The sequence below is a fragment of the Acinetobacter sp. TWP2-2-3 genome, assembly GCF_049896445.1.
Lineage (GTDB): Bacteria > Pseudomonadota > Gammaproteobacteria > Pseudomonadales > Moraxellaceae > Acinetobacter.
The window spans coordinates 144,105-160,305 of the sequence record NZ_JAFCUI010000005.1; the positions used below are offsets into that span (position 1 = coordinate 144,105).

The window sequence follows — 16,201 nt, forward strand, 5'->3', positions numbered from 1 at the left end:
ATTTTTGTTAAGTATGCGGAATTGTGGCGGGTTTGTCTGACTAAAATATGTAAAAACGGGTGGGTTGGGGGAAGAATGGACAGTAGACTAACTTTGATCTATAAAATCTATATAAATGAATCTCCCTAAATCCCTCTTTGAGAAAGAGGGACTTCACGCGAATTTGATGATGGTTTTTGGATTCGTGTTGTTCCTCCCTTTGCAAAAGGGAGGTTAGGAGGGATTTATGAAAACAAATTAGTAGAATAAAAAATGAAACCCTACAATAAAAAATTAAAACAAGCTTCGCGGGATTTACGCAACAACATGACGGATGCTGAAAAGCTGTTATGGTCACGGCTGCGGAACAAGCAAATTTTAGGTTTGCAGTTTTATCGGCAAAAGCCAATTTTGAATTACATCGTAGATTTTTACTGTCCTGCTGCCAATTTTGTTATTGAGTGCGATGGCAGTCAGCACTTTACAAATGAAGGCTTAGAAGCGGATCGAGTCCGAGATGAAGCTTTGGCACATTTGAGTCTACGTGTTTTGAGATTTGATAATGGGCAGGTGATGGGGCAGTTGGATGATGTGGTGGAAGTGATTTATCAACGTTGTGTGAATGAGCTTTCAAACGAATCCCCCTAAATCCCCCTTTTGCAAAGGGGGACTTCCCTCGAATTTTATAGCAGTTATTGATTCATGTTGTCCCTCTCTCTTTAAAAGGCGGGGAGGGAGTGTTAAGAAATCAAAGTGATTTTAGTTTATAGTATGCTAATTTTTAATAAGAATATTTGGATTTATAAATGTTGATTTGTAAAAGTTGTATTGACAAAAAGTTACCACCTTATACATACAATAAAGAAAATTTTGAAATTCAGTTTTGTACAGAGTGTCAAAGCGAAACTGAGCATTTGGATTATGAAATCTTTAAAAATAAATTATTTCAGGTTATATCTACTAATTATAAATTTTTGAGGGATTTGCCAGATAGAGCAGGTTGGTTTTATGAAGCACATGATGAGGAGGGTGTGAGCAATTTTTATAATTTAATTGAATGGTTGGAGTTAAATGAGGAACTAACAGAAAAATTAGCTGAAGATGCAGATGATATATTTGGTGATGAGTTATTAGTACTTTATGATGATTCTTTAGAGGAATATGATGGTTGTCATAAAGAGCGTGAGTGGGAAAAAATCCAGAAAAGTTTTAAACATGAATTTAGGTTTTTTAATCCAAGACTAAAGGAATTCTTGGATCATACTTTTGAATACTTGCTAGATAATAATAAAATCCAACATTCACTTTTAAGCATTATTACACCGAATACCATTTTATATCGTGGAAGAAGTTTCGATAGTAGTAATGCATTATTGAAAGAAATTAATGAAAATAATCTGACATTTGAATTTGAAAAAGCAAATGAAGATATTGCAAAAAATATTCGAGATAAATTTGGATTAGTACCGTCATTCTTGGCTAGTGATCAAAGAATGACACCTTTTGGAATTTCAGCTCTTTATTTGTCTACAGATAAAATGGCATGTGTAGCTGAAATTAGAGCTTTGGTTGGGCAATATGTTGGTATTGCTCAATTTTCTAATAGAGTAGAACTACAATTATTAAATCTGAATAAATTAGCAAAGGGATTATATCCTCATCATTTAGATGAAAATTATTTGGAAAAATTGGATATCTATATTTTTTTTAAAAAATTAATAGCAAGTGTGTCTAAACCAAAGCTTGAAAGTGGAAAATTTGATTATTTAATAAGCCAATACTTTTTTGAATATCTAAGAGTTAAATTTGGTACTCAGATTCATGGAATTTATTTAAAGTCAGTACAATTACCTACTGCTGATAATATTATTCTATTTCCTGAAGTTACTAGTGAAGGAATCGATAGTTCTTTTTCAACAGGAAACAATAGAATTTATTTCTCATGGAATACAAATGCAATATATGGTCTAAGTATTTCACAAGTCAAATCAATAGTAATTACAACTGAAATTGAATATATATCTCATCCAAGAATGAGAGAATCAACAGACTGGATTTAAGCCCTCTCAACCTCCCTTTAAAAAGGGAGGAGCTTTCACGTAATCAGTTTGATCCGTGAAATCCCCCTCTTTTTCAAAGAGGGGGTAGGGGAGATTAAAAGATTACAAACAAAAAATCCCCTCAATTGAGGGGATTTTTTATATTCGATACGAATGGACTCTTTCCCCTTTGAAAAAGGGGGGCGAGGGGGATTACACCACAGAATCATCCAAATTCGGTGCCAACCAACGTTTCGCTTCATCCAACATCCAACCTTTACGCTTCGCATAATCTTCCAACTGATCGCCAGAGATTTTACCCACGTTAAAGTATTCAGTTTCAGGGTTTGCATAATAGAAACCGCTGACTGATGAAGGTGGCCACATTGCAAAACTTGTCGTTAAGTACGTACCAATTTTGTCGGTCGTACCTAACCAGTCAAACAATGGCGCTTTTTCCGAATGCTCAGGACAAGCAGGGTAGCCCGGTGCAGGACGAATACCGACATACTTCTCTTTGATCAAATCATCATTTGATAAAACTTCATCTGCTTGGTAGCCCCAGAACTCTTTACGAATACGCTCGTGTAAGTGCTCTGCAAATGCTTCGGCAAAACGGTCACCCAAGGCCTGAACCATAATTGCGTTATAGTCATCGCCTTTGGCTTTGTATTCTTGAGATAATTCTTCCGCACCAAAGATCGACACGGCAAAGCCACCCAAGTAATCCTGAGCTACATCTTTTGGCGCAATAAAGTCAGCCAGAGAGTAGTTTGCTTTGCCAGTGACTTTGTCAGATTGCTGACGTAAGTGCTCGAAGTTGTGTGTCACCTTACCTGATTCATCAGCAACCGCAACTGTATCTGCGGCTACACGGTTTGCAGGGTAAATGCTGAACGTTGCACGCGCATCAAAGCGTTTATTCTCGATGATGTCTTTCAGCATTGCTTGAGCTTGTTCATACAAGTCACGTGCAGCTTCACCCACCACTTCATCTTCAAGGATTTTCGGGAATTTACCTGCCAGGCTCCATGAAATAAAGAACGGCGTCCAGTCAAAATATTCCACCAAAGTTTCAAGCGGATAATTTGTGAAAGTTTCAGATCCGATGAAGTTTGGTTTAACCGGTGCATTCTTGTCGAAGTCGATCTTGAAGCCGTTTTCAACTGACTCTTGATAAGACAATTTCGCCGCTTTCGGTTGCTTGTTAGCAAGACGGGTACGAATTTTTTCATAATCCGCGGCATAGTCTGCTGCCAGTTTTGGTTTCATCTCGGCAGAAAGTAATTGCGTTGTAACACCCACCGCACGAGAAGCATCAGCCGTGTAGTACACGCCATCATTATGATATTGCGGTGAGATTTTCACTGCGGTATGTGCTTTAGAAGTCGTCGCACCACCAATCATTAATGGAATGTTAAAGCCTTTTCGCTGCATTTCTTTGGCAACAAACACCATTTCATCTAATGACGGCGTGATTAGACCAGACAAACCGATGATATCAACTTTTTCATCAATCGCAGTTTGCAGAATCTTCTCGCATGGCACCATCACGCCCAGATCCACGATGTCATAACCATTACAGCCTAATACCACACCCACGATATTTTTGCCGATATCGTGTACGTCGCCTTTCACCGTAGCCAGCAGGATTTTACCTTTTGCTTCGGCTTGAGTTTTCTCGGCTTCAATGAACGGGTTCAACCACGCCACAGCCTGTTTCATCACGCGTGCAGATTTCACTACTTGCGGTAAGAACATTTTACCGGCACCGAACAGATCTCCGACCACGTTCATACCCGCCATCAAAGGACCTTCGATCACATCGAGTGGGCGTGTAGAGTTTAAACGTGCTTCTTCAGTATCTTGATCAATATAAGTGGTGATGCCTTTTACCAATGCATATTCTAGACGTTTTTCAACAGACTCATTACGCCACTCAAGATTTTCTTCGGCTTTTTGCGTACCACTTTGACCACGGTATTTTTCCGCAACAGCAAGCAGTTTTTCGGTCGCTTCCTGACCACTTTCACCCTGGTTCTGGTTTAGAACAACATCTTCAACGGCTTCTTTCAACTCTTTATCGATGTCATCGTAAATTGCCATCTGACCGGCATTTACAATCCCCATGGTCATGCCTTGCTGAATGGCATGATACAGGAATACCGAGTGAATTGCTTCACGTACCGGTTCGTTACCACGGAATGAGAACGATACGTTCGATACACCACCAGAAATCATCGCATTTGGCAGGTTCTGTTTAATCCAGCCAGTCGCTTCAATAAAGTCCACACCATAGTTGTTGTGTTCTTCAATACCGGTCGCAATCGCAAAGACGTTCGGGTCAAAGATAATATCTTCAGACGGGAAGCCCACTTCATTGACTAAAACGTCATAAGAACGCTTACAGATTTCTTTTTTGCGCGCAGCAGTATCGGCCTGACCATCTTCATCAAATGCCATTACGATGACCGCTGCACCATATTGACGACAGAGGCGGGCACGTTCGACAAATTCGTCATGACCTTCTTTTAAGGAAATTGAGTTCACCACGGCTTTACCTTGCACGCATTTCAGGCCCGCTTCGATAATCTCCCATTTAGAAGAATCCAGCATGATGGGTACGCGTGAAATATCCGGCTCAGAAGCAATCAGATTCAGGAAATGCACCATCGCACCTTGCGAATCGAGCATGCCTTCATCCATGTTGATGTCGATGATCTGTGCACCAGCTTCAACCTGTTGACGGGCAACATCAAGCGCTTCGGCGAAGTTTTCTTCACGAATCAGACGCAGGAATTTTTTCGAACCGGTGACGTTGGTACGTTCACCGACGTTCACGAACAGTGAATCTTTGGTGATGTTAAATGGCTCTAAACCGCTTAAACGACAAGCCGGTTCAATTTCAGGAATTTGACGAGGGGTAATGCCTGCAACAGCATTTGCAATCGCACGGATATGATCCGGCGTAGTGCCACAGCAACCACCGGTAATATTAATTAAGCCACTTTCAGCAAATTCTTTAATGAAGGCCGCAGTTTCTTCCGGCGTTTCATCATAACCACCGAAGGCATTTGGCAAGCCAGCGTTTGGATGCGCTGAAACAAAGGTATCGGCAACGTCAGACACGGTTTTCACGTGTGGACGCATCGCATCTGCACCTAGGGCACAGTTAAAGCCGATAGATAACGGCTCTGCATGACGCATGGAGTTCCAGAAGGCTTCAGCGGTTTGACCGGTTAAAGTACGACCTGATGCATCAGTAATCGTACCTGAAATCATGATTGGCAGTTCATAGCCTAATTCTTTAAAGACTTCTTTTACTGCAAAGATGGCAGCTTTGGCATTTAAAGTATCGAACACAGTTTCGATCAGGATGATGTCTGCACCACCTTCGATCAAGGCCTTGGTCGATTCAATATAGTCAACTTTGAGTGCATCAAAAGTGATGTTACGGAACGCCGGATCATTCACGTTTGGAGAAATAGAAGTGGTACGCGATGTCGGACCAATCACACCGGCTACAAAGCGTGGTTTTTCAGGCGTTGAATATTTGGCACAGGCTTCTTTGGCCAGACGCGCAGCTTCACGGTTAATTTCAGGAACCAGATCTTCCATGTGGTAATCCGACATTGAAACGCGGGTACCGTTAAAGGTGTTGGTTTCAATAATGTCGGCGCCAGCTTCTAAGTAAGCTTCATGAATACCTTGGATGATCTGTGGCTGAGTCAGTACCAGCAAATCATTATTGCCTTTGAGATCATAGGCCCAGTCAGCAAAACGCTCACCACGATAATCGGCTTCTTCCAGTTTATGGCGCTGGATCATGGTACCCATCGCACCATCGATAATTAAAATTCTTTTGGCAAGAAGTTCTTTTAAAGTGGTAAGTGTAGACATTCAAACTTTCTCAGCAGAAATCAAAAAAAACGACGCTAATCTTAGCAGATTAGTTGGCTGATTTCTGCTGAGATTGCTCAGAATGATGGATAAGCATGATATGAAAATTTGATAAGTCATCTAGAAAAACAACAAGTTTTAACATCCGGATCAGAAAATATTGCAATCTCACATCTGATTCGATGCCTTTCAGGCAGTAAACAAAATCAAAAAATTAAGCTGATGCTTTCATTCATGAAATTGTCATATTGATGGCTTATGCTGTGCAAATGAAACTTTTGCTCAGCTTGATGACAGGCAGGGTTTGAATCGTTTTGGTAGCAAAATATGTGCGGTTGCTAAGCTTAAATAAGCTGGAATCTTATCTTAAGTAATTGATTTATAAAATCAAAATCTAGTGTTTTAGTCGGAATTAAACAGGACGAATAGCAGCAAGAAAATCCAAATAATTGCTTCATATGACAGCAGTTTGTCATATAATTGTCACAATTTAACTGAACAATATGGGGATTCTTGAATCCTCTATTCCTGCTTGCATGAATCCTAATCAAACTCCCGTAGATTCAGCACACGGGTCGGCTTCCCAAAAGTCGACCAATGTTCATGTGCCAACACCGAAATTCTTTATGCCGGTGTTCCTGACTCTTATTATCACTACGCTGATTTATATCGGCTTCCAGTTGTCTGCAGATTTAGCGCATGTACCGGCCTTGGGCTTGTATTCAGTTATTTTGTTAGCGACGGCACTTTTTATTGCGTTGAGCTTTGAGTTCGTCAATGGCTTTCACGATACCGCCAATGCTGTGGCCACAGTCATTTATACCAATGCACTTTCAGCTCCTGTCGCAGTGATGTGGGCCGGCTTCTGTAACTTCCTTGGGGTTATGGTCGCCAGTGGTGCGGTCGCTTACGGCATTATTGCGTTATTGCCAGTCGAGCTGATCATGAATGTCGGCTCCGGAGCAGGTTTTGCCATGGTTTTTGCCATGCTGATCGCGGCAATTCTCTGGAATCTGGGAACCTGGTTCCTCGGTATTCCGGCATCCAGTTCACATACCCTGATCGGTTCGATTCTGGGTGTGGGCATCATGAACTATATTCTGAATGCCGGTACTGGCGCTTCAGGTATAGACATGGAGCAGGTGATGAAAGTCGGTAAGGCGCTGTTATTCTCGCCTTTAATCGGTTTTGCATTTGCTGCGATTGTGTTCCTGCTGGTGAAAAAAATCTTCAAGCGTCAACTGGAATTGTTCCAGCCACCTGAAGGTAACAAGCCACCGCCACCATTGATTCGTGCCATGCTGATCTTTACCTGTACTGGGGTGAGCTTTGCCCATGGTTCAAATGACGGTCAAAAAGGTATGGGCCTGATCATGCTGATCCTGATCGGCTGTGTACCTTTAGCGTACTCGCTGAACAAGAATCTGGATGCACAACATATTCAGTCTTTTGGTCAGTTATCTGCACAAACAGCGGATGTGATCTATCCAAATCATCAGGACATTCCGGATGAACAAGCCCGTGATGTGATCACCAAGTACATTCAGACCAAGGAAATTACCCCTGAAGTCGTGCCTGCATTGGCAAGCTTGACGGATCATCTGGGTGAAAAAGTTGGTAGCTATACCAGCATTAAGGATGTTCCTGAAGCTCAAGTATCTGAATTCCGTAATGACATGTACCTGAGCACTACAGCATTTAAACGTCTGGATAAAGCAGAAGCTTTACCGGCAATGAGTGCTGCACAGGAAAAAACAGTAGATGAATACCGCGACAATCTGGATTCATTCCTGCAATACATTCCGACCTGGGTGAAAGTGGCGACAGCCTTGGCACTTGGTCTGGGTACGATGGTCGGCTGGAAGCGTATTGTCGTGACGGTTGGTGAGCGTATTGGTAAACAGCATATGACTTATGGTCAGGGTATGTCTGCCGAACTTGTGGCAATGTCAACTATTGCAGCGGCAGATGGCTTTGGTATGCCGGTATCAACCACCCATGTATTGAACTCTGCAGTAGCAGGTACCATGGTGGCGAACAAGTCAGGTCTGAACTTCCAGATGGTGAAAACTATTCTGTCTGCCTGGATCTTTACTTTACCAGCAACGATCTGTCTGTCAGGTGGTTTGTACTGGGTGCTGTTAAAAGTGTTCTAAGTTATTTAGACAAAAAAAGCTGCTCTAGAGCAGCTTTTTTTATGGGTGGAAGAAAAATTAAGGATGTAAAAGAGGAATCTAAATTACGATTAAGGCGACAGGGATGTCGCCGTTAGGCTGTGATATAGGGACATATCATCAGCTTAACAAAAGATTTTTGTTACTTTTGATCTTTCAAAAGTAAAGAAAAAAAGAAGCTATAAAATAGATCAACTTAAATCTGCCCAAAGCACATTCATAAGAATTTGAATGATTGAAAGCCTAAATTAACCTCTCCCTAACCCTCTCCTAGAAGGAGAGGGAACGCCCATTTTCAATTAAAGTTCTCTCTGCTTTAGGGATGAGCAGCACTGCTACGCAACGAGGGGAGAACTTTAAAAATAACGATTACCTTTCTTATGGAAAAATTGGATGAAGATAATAAAAAAATTACTTCTTCAACTTACTCAATAATCCTTTTGGCAACTTCTCTGTCGCAAAACCATATAAGGCAGCAAAAGGCAGTGCAGTACGCGCCAGATAGGCGACTCGCCACAAACCGCCATGATTCGCACCATGCATCATCAATTCAAGCGGATGGTTTAGCTTCACTTCAGGATTGGCCACCGATTCTGGGTTGCGCAGATCATGAATCCATAGTGCCGCCATAATCGCATTGGTGGTTTCAGGCGCGAAAGCTTCAACATCAAACAGGCTGGCACCGTTAAATGCGGCTTTTAATAGCGGATTCTTGGTCACGGAATAGGTGGTCGTCGAAGGCGCAATATTGATACTGACCCGTTGGCCTTGAGCGCGAGCCAAGGTGGCACGCCATTGCTGGATACGTTTTGCCAGCGCATAGTTCGGGCCTTGTTCAACCACCAGACAGTCACAAATACCATACGCCTGATCACCAGACTGAATCAGTTCATGCGCATTTTTCTGGAAAAAATGTTTGCGGCTTAAAGTGGAAACACCTTTGGAGATGATTGCCTGTGCCTTGGAGCGTTCAGTATATTTTACTTTTGACGCTTCAATCACTTCACTCGGAACCGCATAAACATCGGTCGGCGTACACATGTACATCAGGCTGGTATTAGCTTTTTGCTGGCTGACATGCTGCATGATGGCATCCATCGCCATGGAGACCCGAACATGTTTTTCACCATCCAGATAGGCAATTGCAGCCAGATCCAGATCCTGCTCGAACTGTAATAACCATTTGGCAATTTCAGGAATCTGGGTCAGCAAATTCGCCCCCAGTTTTTCTTTTAAAATATCAAGTGAAGTATCAGCAGGCAGGTCTTCAGTACATGGCGCATACAGCGTGGCATTGCCTTGGTTGATGGTATCAACAATCTTGCCCCATACACGGGTATTCGGCAGATCAATCGCTACAATATTGGCTTTCCATTTCGCCAGCCAGGTCAGAGGACCGGCTTCAGATGCTGCACCAAACAGCACCGCCGTCCGATCTGACAAGTCAAACCATTCAGGATGTACCACACATTCACGCAGGGCATTGGCATGACTGGTTTCCACGATGCCTTGGCTTTCCCAGCGCTCAATCTGCTCCAATAAGGCATCACCTTGCAGCTTTTGACCGTGGTAAGGCACATACCATTCTGGTGCCGATTTGCTATTACCTGTCAGCTTGAAGGTATGCAACTGACCCGCGGGCAGAGTTAAAGCATCTTGTAATACATACTTTTGACCATCACGGTAAAATTCAAAAGTCTGATGTGCTTTTGCCAATCCATCTTCGGCAATTTTCAAGCTGGATTCAGGGGAACTTAATCCTTGCTCGACCAGCTGCTTAAAATGTACTGTGTAGTGTTTGCGCCAGTTTTTTTCTGATTGTGCCTGTTGAGAACTGCGTGAATCGACATTGGCTAAGGCTGCTGCGATGATCGCGCGTCCTGCTTTGGAGCTACTTGGTTTTTGTTGCGGAGACTGAAGAGGAAATTGAAGACCGTCTGGTGTAATGGACATGCAAAATATCTCGAGAATGACAGTAATTAATATACAGATGTATACATTATCGCTGCAAAATTCAGTCCAAGATTGGCATTAAGTGACATCATCACTTTCTAATATATTACGAGATGTTTCAAACGAATAAGAGAGCAGTAGCTCTCTTATCCATTTTCAGCAGAAATATGAGGCTTAACTCATATGTAGCTTTATTCCTTCAATATTTAAAAAACCTGATTAAAACGGAACCTGCATCAGTTTATTCAGGAAATGCGGAATCAGGCGTGGCTCCAGAATAATCGTCATGACCACCCCGTAAGCCGCTCCCCATAAATGCGCGCTATGATTAATGTTGCTATTGCCTTTTTTGCCTGACCAAATGCTATAGGCTATATACAGCACAGCAAAAATAATGGCAGGAACCGGAATGAAGAACACAAAGATCAACTTCCAAGGTTCAAACAGAATATAGGCAAACAGTACAGCCGAGACTGCACCGGAAGCGCCGAGACTGGCCCAGCGCGCATCATTTTTATGCTTCAGGTAACTTGGCAGAATCGCTGCGATCAGACCACCGAGGTAAAACAGGATAAAACCCAGGTCATACAGATATTGACGATAAAAGCTTTCAATCACGCTGCCGAAGAAGAACAGGGTAATCATGTTAAACAAGAGATGAGCTCCATCCGCATGGATAAAGCCATGCGTAATAAAGCGGTCATATTGTCCACGTTGCAGTGCCGGTGGCCAGAAAATCAGGCGATTCATCACCGTCTCTTTGGAGAAAGCAATAAATGACACAATACAGGTGATCAGAATAATGGTCACGGTATGATTAAAAGGTAAATCAAGCATATAAATGATTCTAAGGGTGCCTATTTGCCAATTATCATGCCATTAAAATTGAGCTAAAGTTGTACTTTTATAATAAATCCGACAATTTTAGTTGATTTTTAAAAATTACCCCGCATCTTCAGTTAAAATGGCCGCTTGAGCTTGAGGAAATTATTGTTATGTCGACTGAGAACAGCAGCACTCCAGTTGTTGGTGAAATTCCCAACTTATTGATTACACCAACAGCACAAGAGTATTTAAAGGATCTACTGGATAAACAGAACACCCCGGGTATTGGTGTGCGTGTTTTTGTAGAGCATCCGGGTACTCCTCGCGCTGAATGTTGCATGGCCTATAGTGCACCTGATGAAGTTGTACCGACGGATTATAAGCAGGAATATCCTGATTTCCCTGCTTTTATCGACTCGCCATCTATTCCGTATTTACTCGATGCCGTGATTGACTACAACAAAGACCGTTTTGGTGGTCAGTTGACTTTCCGTGCACCGAATTCCAAAGTGCCACGCGTGGGTCCAGATGCATCGGTAGAAGAGCGTATTACCTATGTATTGCAGTCTGAAATTAACCCGGGCCTGGCAGGTCATGGCGGTAACTGTGCACTGGTTGAAGTCAAAGAAGACCCTGAAAAAGGTTTAACCGCTGTACTTAAATTTGGTGGTGGTTGCCAGGGCTGTTCAGCGATTGATATCACTTTGAAACAAGGTGTAGAAACAACGCTAAAACAGCATATTCCTGAATTGATGAATGTCGTTGATGAAACGGATCATAGTCAGTCTGAAGGTGCGTATATGAAATAAGCTGTTCTATATAACAGTTCATTTATCGCATATAAAAAAAACCTCGAACTTTCGAGGTTTTTTTATATCTGGCTTAAAATTTAGTAAATATTAATGATAATAATTATCAATAGCAATTGAATTTGAGTAGAAAGCTGTTACACTTCGCAACCGAATAAACATGATTTCTTCATAAATATTGGGGCGCGCAAGGTATGAATAAGCCATTCTTAAAAACCACTTTGGCATTTGCTGTAACTTCACTCATGACGGGTAATGCATTTGCAGTCGAAGCTGTTGTTCCACAGGCGGAAGCGACTAAACTGCAAACGATTGTGGTGACCGCAACAGGTTATGAGCAAGATTTGGCTAAAGCACCTGCTTCCATTACTGTGATTGATCGTGGAGAATTGGATAAACGTGAATATAACGACATTACTGATGTGCTGCGTAATACGCCTGGGGTCGTGGTTTCGGGTTCGGGTTCTGCACAGACCATCAGTATTCGAGGCATGAGTTCAAACTACACCTTGTTTCTGGTCGATGGTAAGCGTCAATATGGCAAGGATGTGAACCCGAATGGGGATGATGGCGGTTTTGAGAAAAATATTCTGCCACCACTTGCCGCCATCGAACGTATTGAAATTATTCGTGGTCCAGCTTCTACACTCTATGGTACGGATGCTATGGGCGGGGTAGTCAATATCATTACCAAAAAAGTGTCGGATGAATGGTCTGGTCATGTCGAATTAGGAACCACAATTCAGGATAGTAGCCGTTCAGGTGATATTAAAAATGGTTCTGCATATCTTTCGGGTCCTTTAATTGCAGACAAGCTGGGCTTGCAGCTGGCAGTCAATAAGCAGGAACGTAATGAAGATCATTATGTTGGCGGCTTCCGTGGGACAGAACGTGAAAGCTTAAATTCACGTCTGACCTATGCCATTAATGATGATCATGATGTACAAGTTGAAGCTAATTTCGTGCAGCAGGAATCAACTACGTCTGTAGGGGAAACGGTAGCACCTGCTCAAGGTGCTGCAGATTCATTCTCGCGTAATTATCGTAATGTTTATTCCTTAACCCATAATGGCCGTTATAGCGATAACTTAGACAGTTCATCTTATATTCAATATGAAAATTCAAAAAATCCAGATCGTGGCAATACGGAACTCGGCACCAAAGGGATTACCCTGGATACTTGGACAGCGAACAGTCAATGGAACTTAGCCTTAGGTGATCATACGCTGTCATTCGGGGGATATCTTAAAGATGAAAAACTGGTCGATAAAGCGACTAACCGGAATCCTAATGCACCTGAATTTAGTGAATTAACACGTTGGTCTGCTGCCGCTTTCCTTGAAGACACCTGGAGTATTACGGATCGTTTCGACTTAACCGCCGGCTTACGTTATGATCATGATGAAAACTATAGTGGCCATTTATCGCCACGACTGTATGGGGTGTACGCGGTAAATGATAACTTTGTAGTAAAAGGTGGTGTGGCTACAGGTTATAAACAGCCTGATATTCGTGCAGCCACAGAAGGTTTCTATAGCGTCACGGGTGGCGGTGGTTCACCCTTAGCAACAGGCCGTGGCATTATTCGTGCCAATCCGGACTTGGAGCCTGAATCAAGCGTATCCACTGAATTAGGTTTCAACTGGAAAAATGATTATATCAATACATCGCTGACTGGCTTTATCACTAAATATGAAGATCGTATTACGGAAGTTCGTGCCTGTGAAACCGATACTGATGGCACCACAACAAACCGTAATAACTGGAAGAATTGGAAATGTTTCGAAGGGGATATTCCATTCTACTTTATTAGTGAACGGATTAATGTGGATGAAGCAGAAATTCGCGGTATAGAAGCAACCGTAGAAGCCAGTCTGAATGACTACACAACATTGACTGCAAACTATACCTATACCGATTCAGAGTTTAGATCGGGTGCTTTTAAAGGTCAGCCGCTGAACCAGATGCCGGAACACATGTTTAATATTGGTGTGGATTATGAGCTAAATGATGCACTCAATGTATGGAGCCGCTTGCACCATCGTTCTGAAACCTCTGCTTACTTGAGCCGTACATCTATGGCTCAGCCAAACCCAGGTTACCAATTTGTAGATGTCGGCTTTAACTATAAATTCAGTCCGAATCTAACAGGTAAATTTGGTGTCTATAACCTAGTGGATGAAAAAGCTGAAGATATTGATGGTGATCAACTATTGGATGGTCGTCGTTACGGTATCAGTCTGAATGCAAAATTCTAAGCAAATGAAAATATAAAAAGCCGCTATAAAGCGGCTTTTTATTTAAATCTTAAGAATTTTCAAAGTATCTGCATGGTAATAAAATTGTGCCAGATATTTGCGCGCACGTTCACGTAAATGGCCTTGAGAAACCATCTGCTGGATTACCGGACTGAGCAGTTGCTGCAATTCATTCTGAATTAGCGCTTCATCAATATTCAGATCACGTAATAACTGATCAAAGGTATGTTCCTGATTGCGGACATACCAGGTATGAATTCCGTCATGCACTTGCTGCTGCAGATAGTCTGTCTGACGTATATGATCCCAGATATCATGACCTAAGCCGATCGTCTGATTCAGGTCCTGCAGCTCAATATAATTCTTCAAGACCGATACTGGCATGTCTTTGATTTTATGCCAGAGATTGGCCTGAAAATGATAGAGTTTTTCATCGTCAAAATGCTGGTTCAGCACATGCTCACTCATCTGGCTGAGCTTTAGAATGTTCTTTTGCAGATAACGTGCAATGGTGCTATCGAGGTTGGTATCGGTAACATTTTCCAGTACCGATTTGCCCATTTTCATAAAGCGGGAAACCCCGGGTACGCTTTTGGCAATCATGGAGTTATCCAGATAATCCTGAATGGAATGCTGGATCAATTGGGTAATCATGGCGGAAAATGCCGGATTATTCACTATGGTTTTAATCAGACGCTGCCGATGGCCACTTTTACTGGCCACATACTGGGCGATTTTGTCTACGGTCAGTACTGGAATCAGATCGGCAATCGTGGTGGAATCATTGGCCGGATGCACCAGGGCAAAACGGATATGCTCGGCAATCTGTTCAATCAGAAAGCTGCTGGCGGCAGTACCCAGAATCTGTTTTTGTAAAAGCTGGTTGATCAGTTCACAACTCCACAGCTCTTTTAGCGTCTGTTTACGTAGCCACAAATAAAATGCATGAAACTCGCTTTGAATCGTTTCAGATTGAGAAAATGCCTGATCGAGAAAATCAAGTTGAGCATCGATCAACTGCTCAATCATCGGGTGTTTCTGCATAGCATCTCTGAAACTTAATTTAAAGGAATGAGTTTATCAGCAAGCGGGTTTTTTAGGGTCTGCGTCTTGGCCAGAAAAGGCAAATAATGTTGTGCAACCTGTTTTTCTGCTTCAAGAATCGGCATATGCCCGACATTATTTAAAATCACTGGTTTCTCGGCACGTTTCAGCAGGGCATGCAGTTCTTTAACTACTTCGACATTAATGATCCGATCCTGTCTGCCCCATAAAATCAAGGTGGGTGCTTCTACCGTGCGGGTCAGGCGGGCAAAGGTTTCCGGTGTATAAATCCGATTTAGCATCACCACCTGATCAATCGATTTGCTGGTTTGTTCAGCGCGTGAAATCAACAGTTTTTCCTGTGCATGCCGTAACTGATAAGGAATCACTGGCGGATTCTGCATCAGCTGTTTGGAAACATCTTGCAGATCACCGGGTTTGCTGACGATCAGGTCTTTTAAGGCTTGAGGATCTTTGGTATAGGGAGTATTCCCCATTTTGTAAAGACCAGCACTATTGATTAAAAAAAGACTTTGCGTATCGAAAGGATATTGTGAAGCATACACCGTAGCAATCGATCCACCCAGAGAGTGGCCGGCAATGTGTAAATTTTCGTCCACATTTAAGGTTTCAAGGAACAAACGCAGTTGAGAGGTCACATTGGGCACAGAAACATCAAAATTTTCCGGAACTTTGGTGTCGCCGTTGCTTGGCAGATCCGGAATAATGACATGATAATAGGGCGTCAGAAACTGGGCGACCCGGTTCCAGTTGTCGCGCGTGCCGGCCAGACCATGAATCAGTAGAATGGATGGTTTGTTCTTGGCACCGCCTTCGCTATAACTCCAGGTGACCTCGCCAATTTTGAGGGTCTTGGATTTGAGACCGGCAAGGCTGCGTTCTTGTAACAGATGCTGCTGCAAGACTTTGGCAGATGTTTCATTTTTCTGGCTAAATAGTATTTGAGCATGTGTCAGGCCCGGTAATGCCATGCTTAAGGCAACTACGGCTGAACAAATCATTTTCGAGCGCAATTTTATTATTTTCTTCATTGGCCATTCCCCAAAACAAACCCAGTGAGCAAATTGCTCAATCAAAATACTTCCATGTTATAAATTTGCAATTTTCATTCAAATAAAAACATTATTCTTCACTCTATTTTAAATCAATCTTTGCGCTTGTCACCCATTAGTTTTTTGCTGAATTACATTAAATGACTG

At 42.5% G+C, this 16,201-nt stretch carries 10 protein-coding genes; 5 read left to right on the forward strand and 5 right to left on the reverse strand.

The window, feature by feature from the left end; genetic code table 11:
- The first annotated feature begins 252 nt into the window (after positions 1-252).
- Entirely contained in the window at positions 253-627 is a 375-nt protein-coding gene (locus ACP7AK_RS09140; protein WP_425879685.1) for an endonuclease domain-containing protein, read from the forward strand.
- 158 nt (positions 628-785) lie between these two features.
- On the forward strand, positions 786-2,039 hold the full coding sequence (locus ACP7AK_RS09145; protein WP_370981897.1) for an RES domain-containing protein: 1,254 nt from the start codon (positions 786-788) through the stop codon (positions 2,037-2,039).
- 192 nt (positions 2,040-2,231) lie between these two features.
- Here the strand turns inward: ACP7AK_RS09145 and metH are convergent, their stop codons facing one another.
- On the reverse strand, positions 2,232-5,918 hold the full coding sequence (gene metH, locus ACP7AK_RS09150; protein ID WP_425879688.1) for a methionine synthase: 3,687 nt from the start codon (positions 5,916-5,918) through the stop codon (positions 2,232-2,234).
- 536 nt (positions 5,919-6,454) lie between these two features.
- Between metH and ACP7AK_RS09155 the strand changes: the two genes are divergently transcribed.
- Entirely contained in the window at positions 6,455-8,074 is a 1,620-nt protein-coding gene (locus tag ACP7AK_RS09155) for an inorganic phosphate transporter (protein ID WP_044111639.1), read from the forward strand.
- Between the two features lie 429 nt (positions 8,075-8,503).
- Here the strand turns inward: ACP7AK_RS09155 and ACP7AK_RS09160 are convergent, their stop codons facing one another.
- Positions 8,504-10,045 carry a hypothetical protein gene (locus tag ACP7AK_RS09160; protein ID WP_409653376.1) on the reverse strand — a complete coding sequence of 514 codons (1,542 nt, stop codon included), beginning with the start codon at positions 10,043-10,045 and terminating at the stop codon, positions 8,504-8,506.
- Between the two features lie 219 nt (positions 10,046-10,264).
- The gene (locus tag ACP7AK_RS09165) at positions 10,265-10,882 is read right to left on the reverse strand and encodes a rhomboid family intramembrane serine protease (RefSeq protein WP_409653374.1); all 618 of its coding nucleotides are present in this window, start codon (positions 10,880-10,882) and stop codon (positions 10,265-10,267) included.
- A gap of 158 nt (positions 10,883-11,040) precedes the next feature.
- On the opposite strand from ACP7AK_RS09165, the gene nfuA reads away from it, so the two are divergent.
- Both nfuA and ACP7AK_RS09175 read left to right on the forward strand, forming a co-directional pair.
- The gene (gene nfuA, locus ACP7AK_RS09170; protein ID WP_044111637.1) at positions 11,041-11,679 is read left to right on the forward strand and encodes a Fe-S biogenesis protein NfuA; all 639 of its coding nucleotides are present in this window, start codon (positions 11,041-11,043) and stop codon (positions 11,677-11,679) included.
- Positions 11,680-11,873: 194 nt separating this feature from the next.
- The gene (locus ACP7AK_RS09175) at positions 11,874-13,937 is read left to right on the forward strand and encodes a TonB-dependent receptor domain-containing protein (protein ID WP_409653372.1); all 2,064 of its coding nucleotides are present in this window, start codon (positions 11,874-11,876) and stop codon (positions 13,935-13,937) included.
- Between the two features lie 42 nt (positions 13,938-13,979).
- Here ACP7AK_RS09175 and ACP7AK_RS09180 read toward each other — a convergent pair whose 3' ends face one another.
- Together ACP7AK_RS09180 and ACP7AK_RS09185 are read right to left on the reverse strand one after the other, a co-directional pair.
- A complete protein-coding gene (locus ACP7AK_RS09180) occupies positions 13,980-14,981 on the reverse strand; it encodes a hypothetical protein (RefSeq protein ID WP_425879692.1) in 1,002 nt (333 codons plus the stop codon).
- A 14-nt stretch (positions 14,982-14,995) separates the two neighbouring features.
- The gene (locus ACP7AK_RS09185) at positions 14,996-16,033 is read right to left on the reverse strand and encodes an alpha/beta fold hydrolase (RefSeq protein ID WP_425879694.1); all 1,038 of its coding nucleotides are present in this window, start codon (positions 16,031-16,033) and stop codon (positions 14,996-14,998) included.
- Between the last annotated feature and the right edge of the window lie 168 nt (positions 16,034-16,201).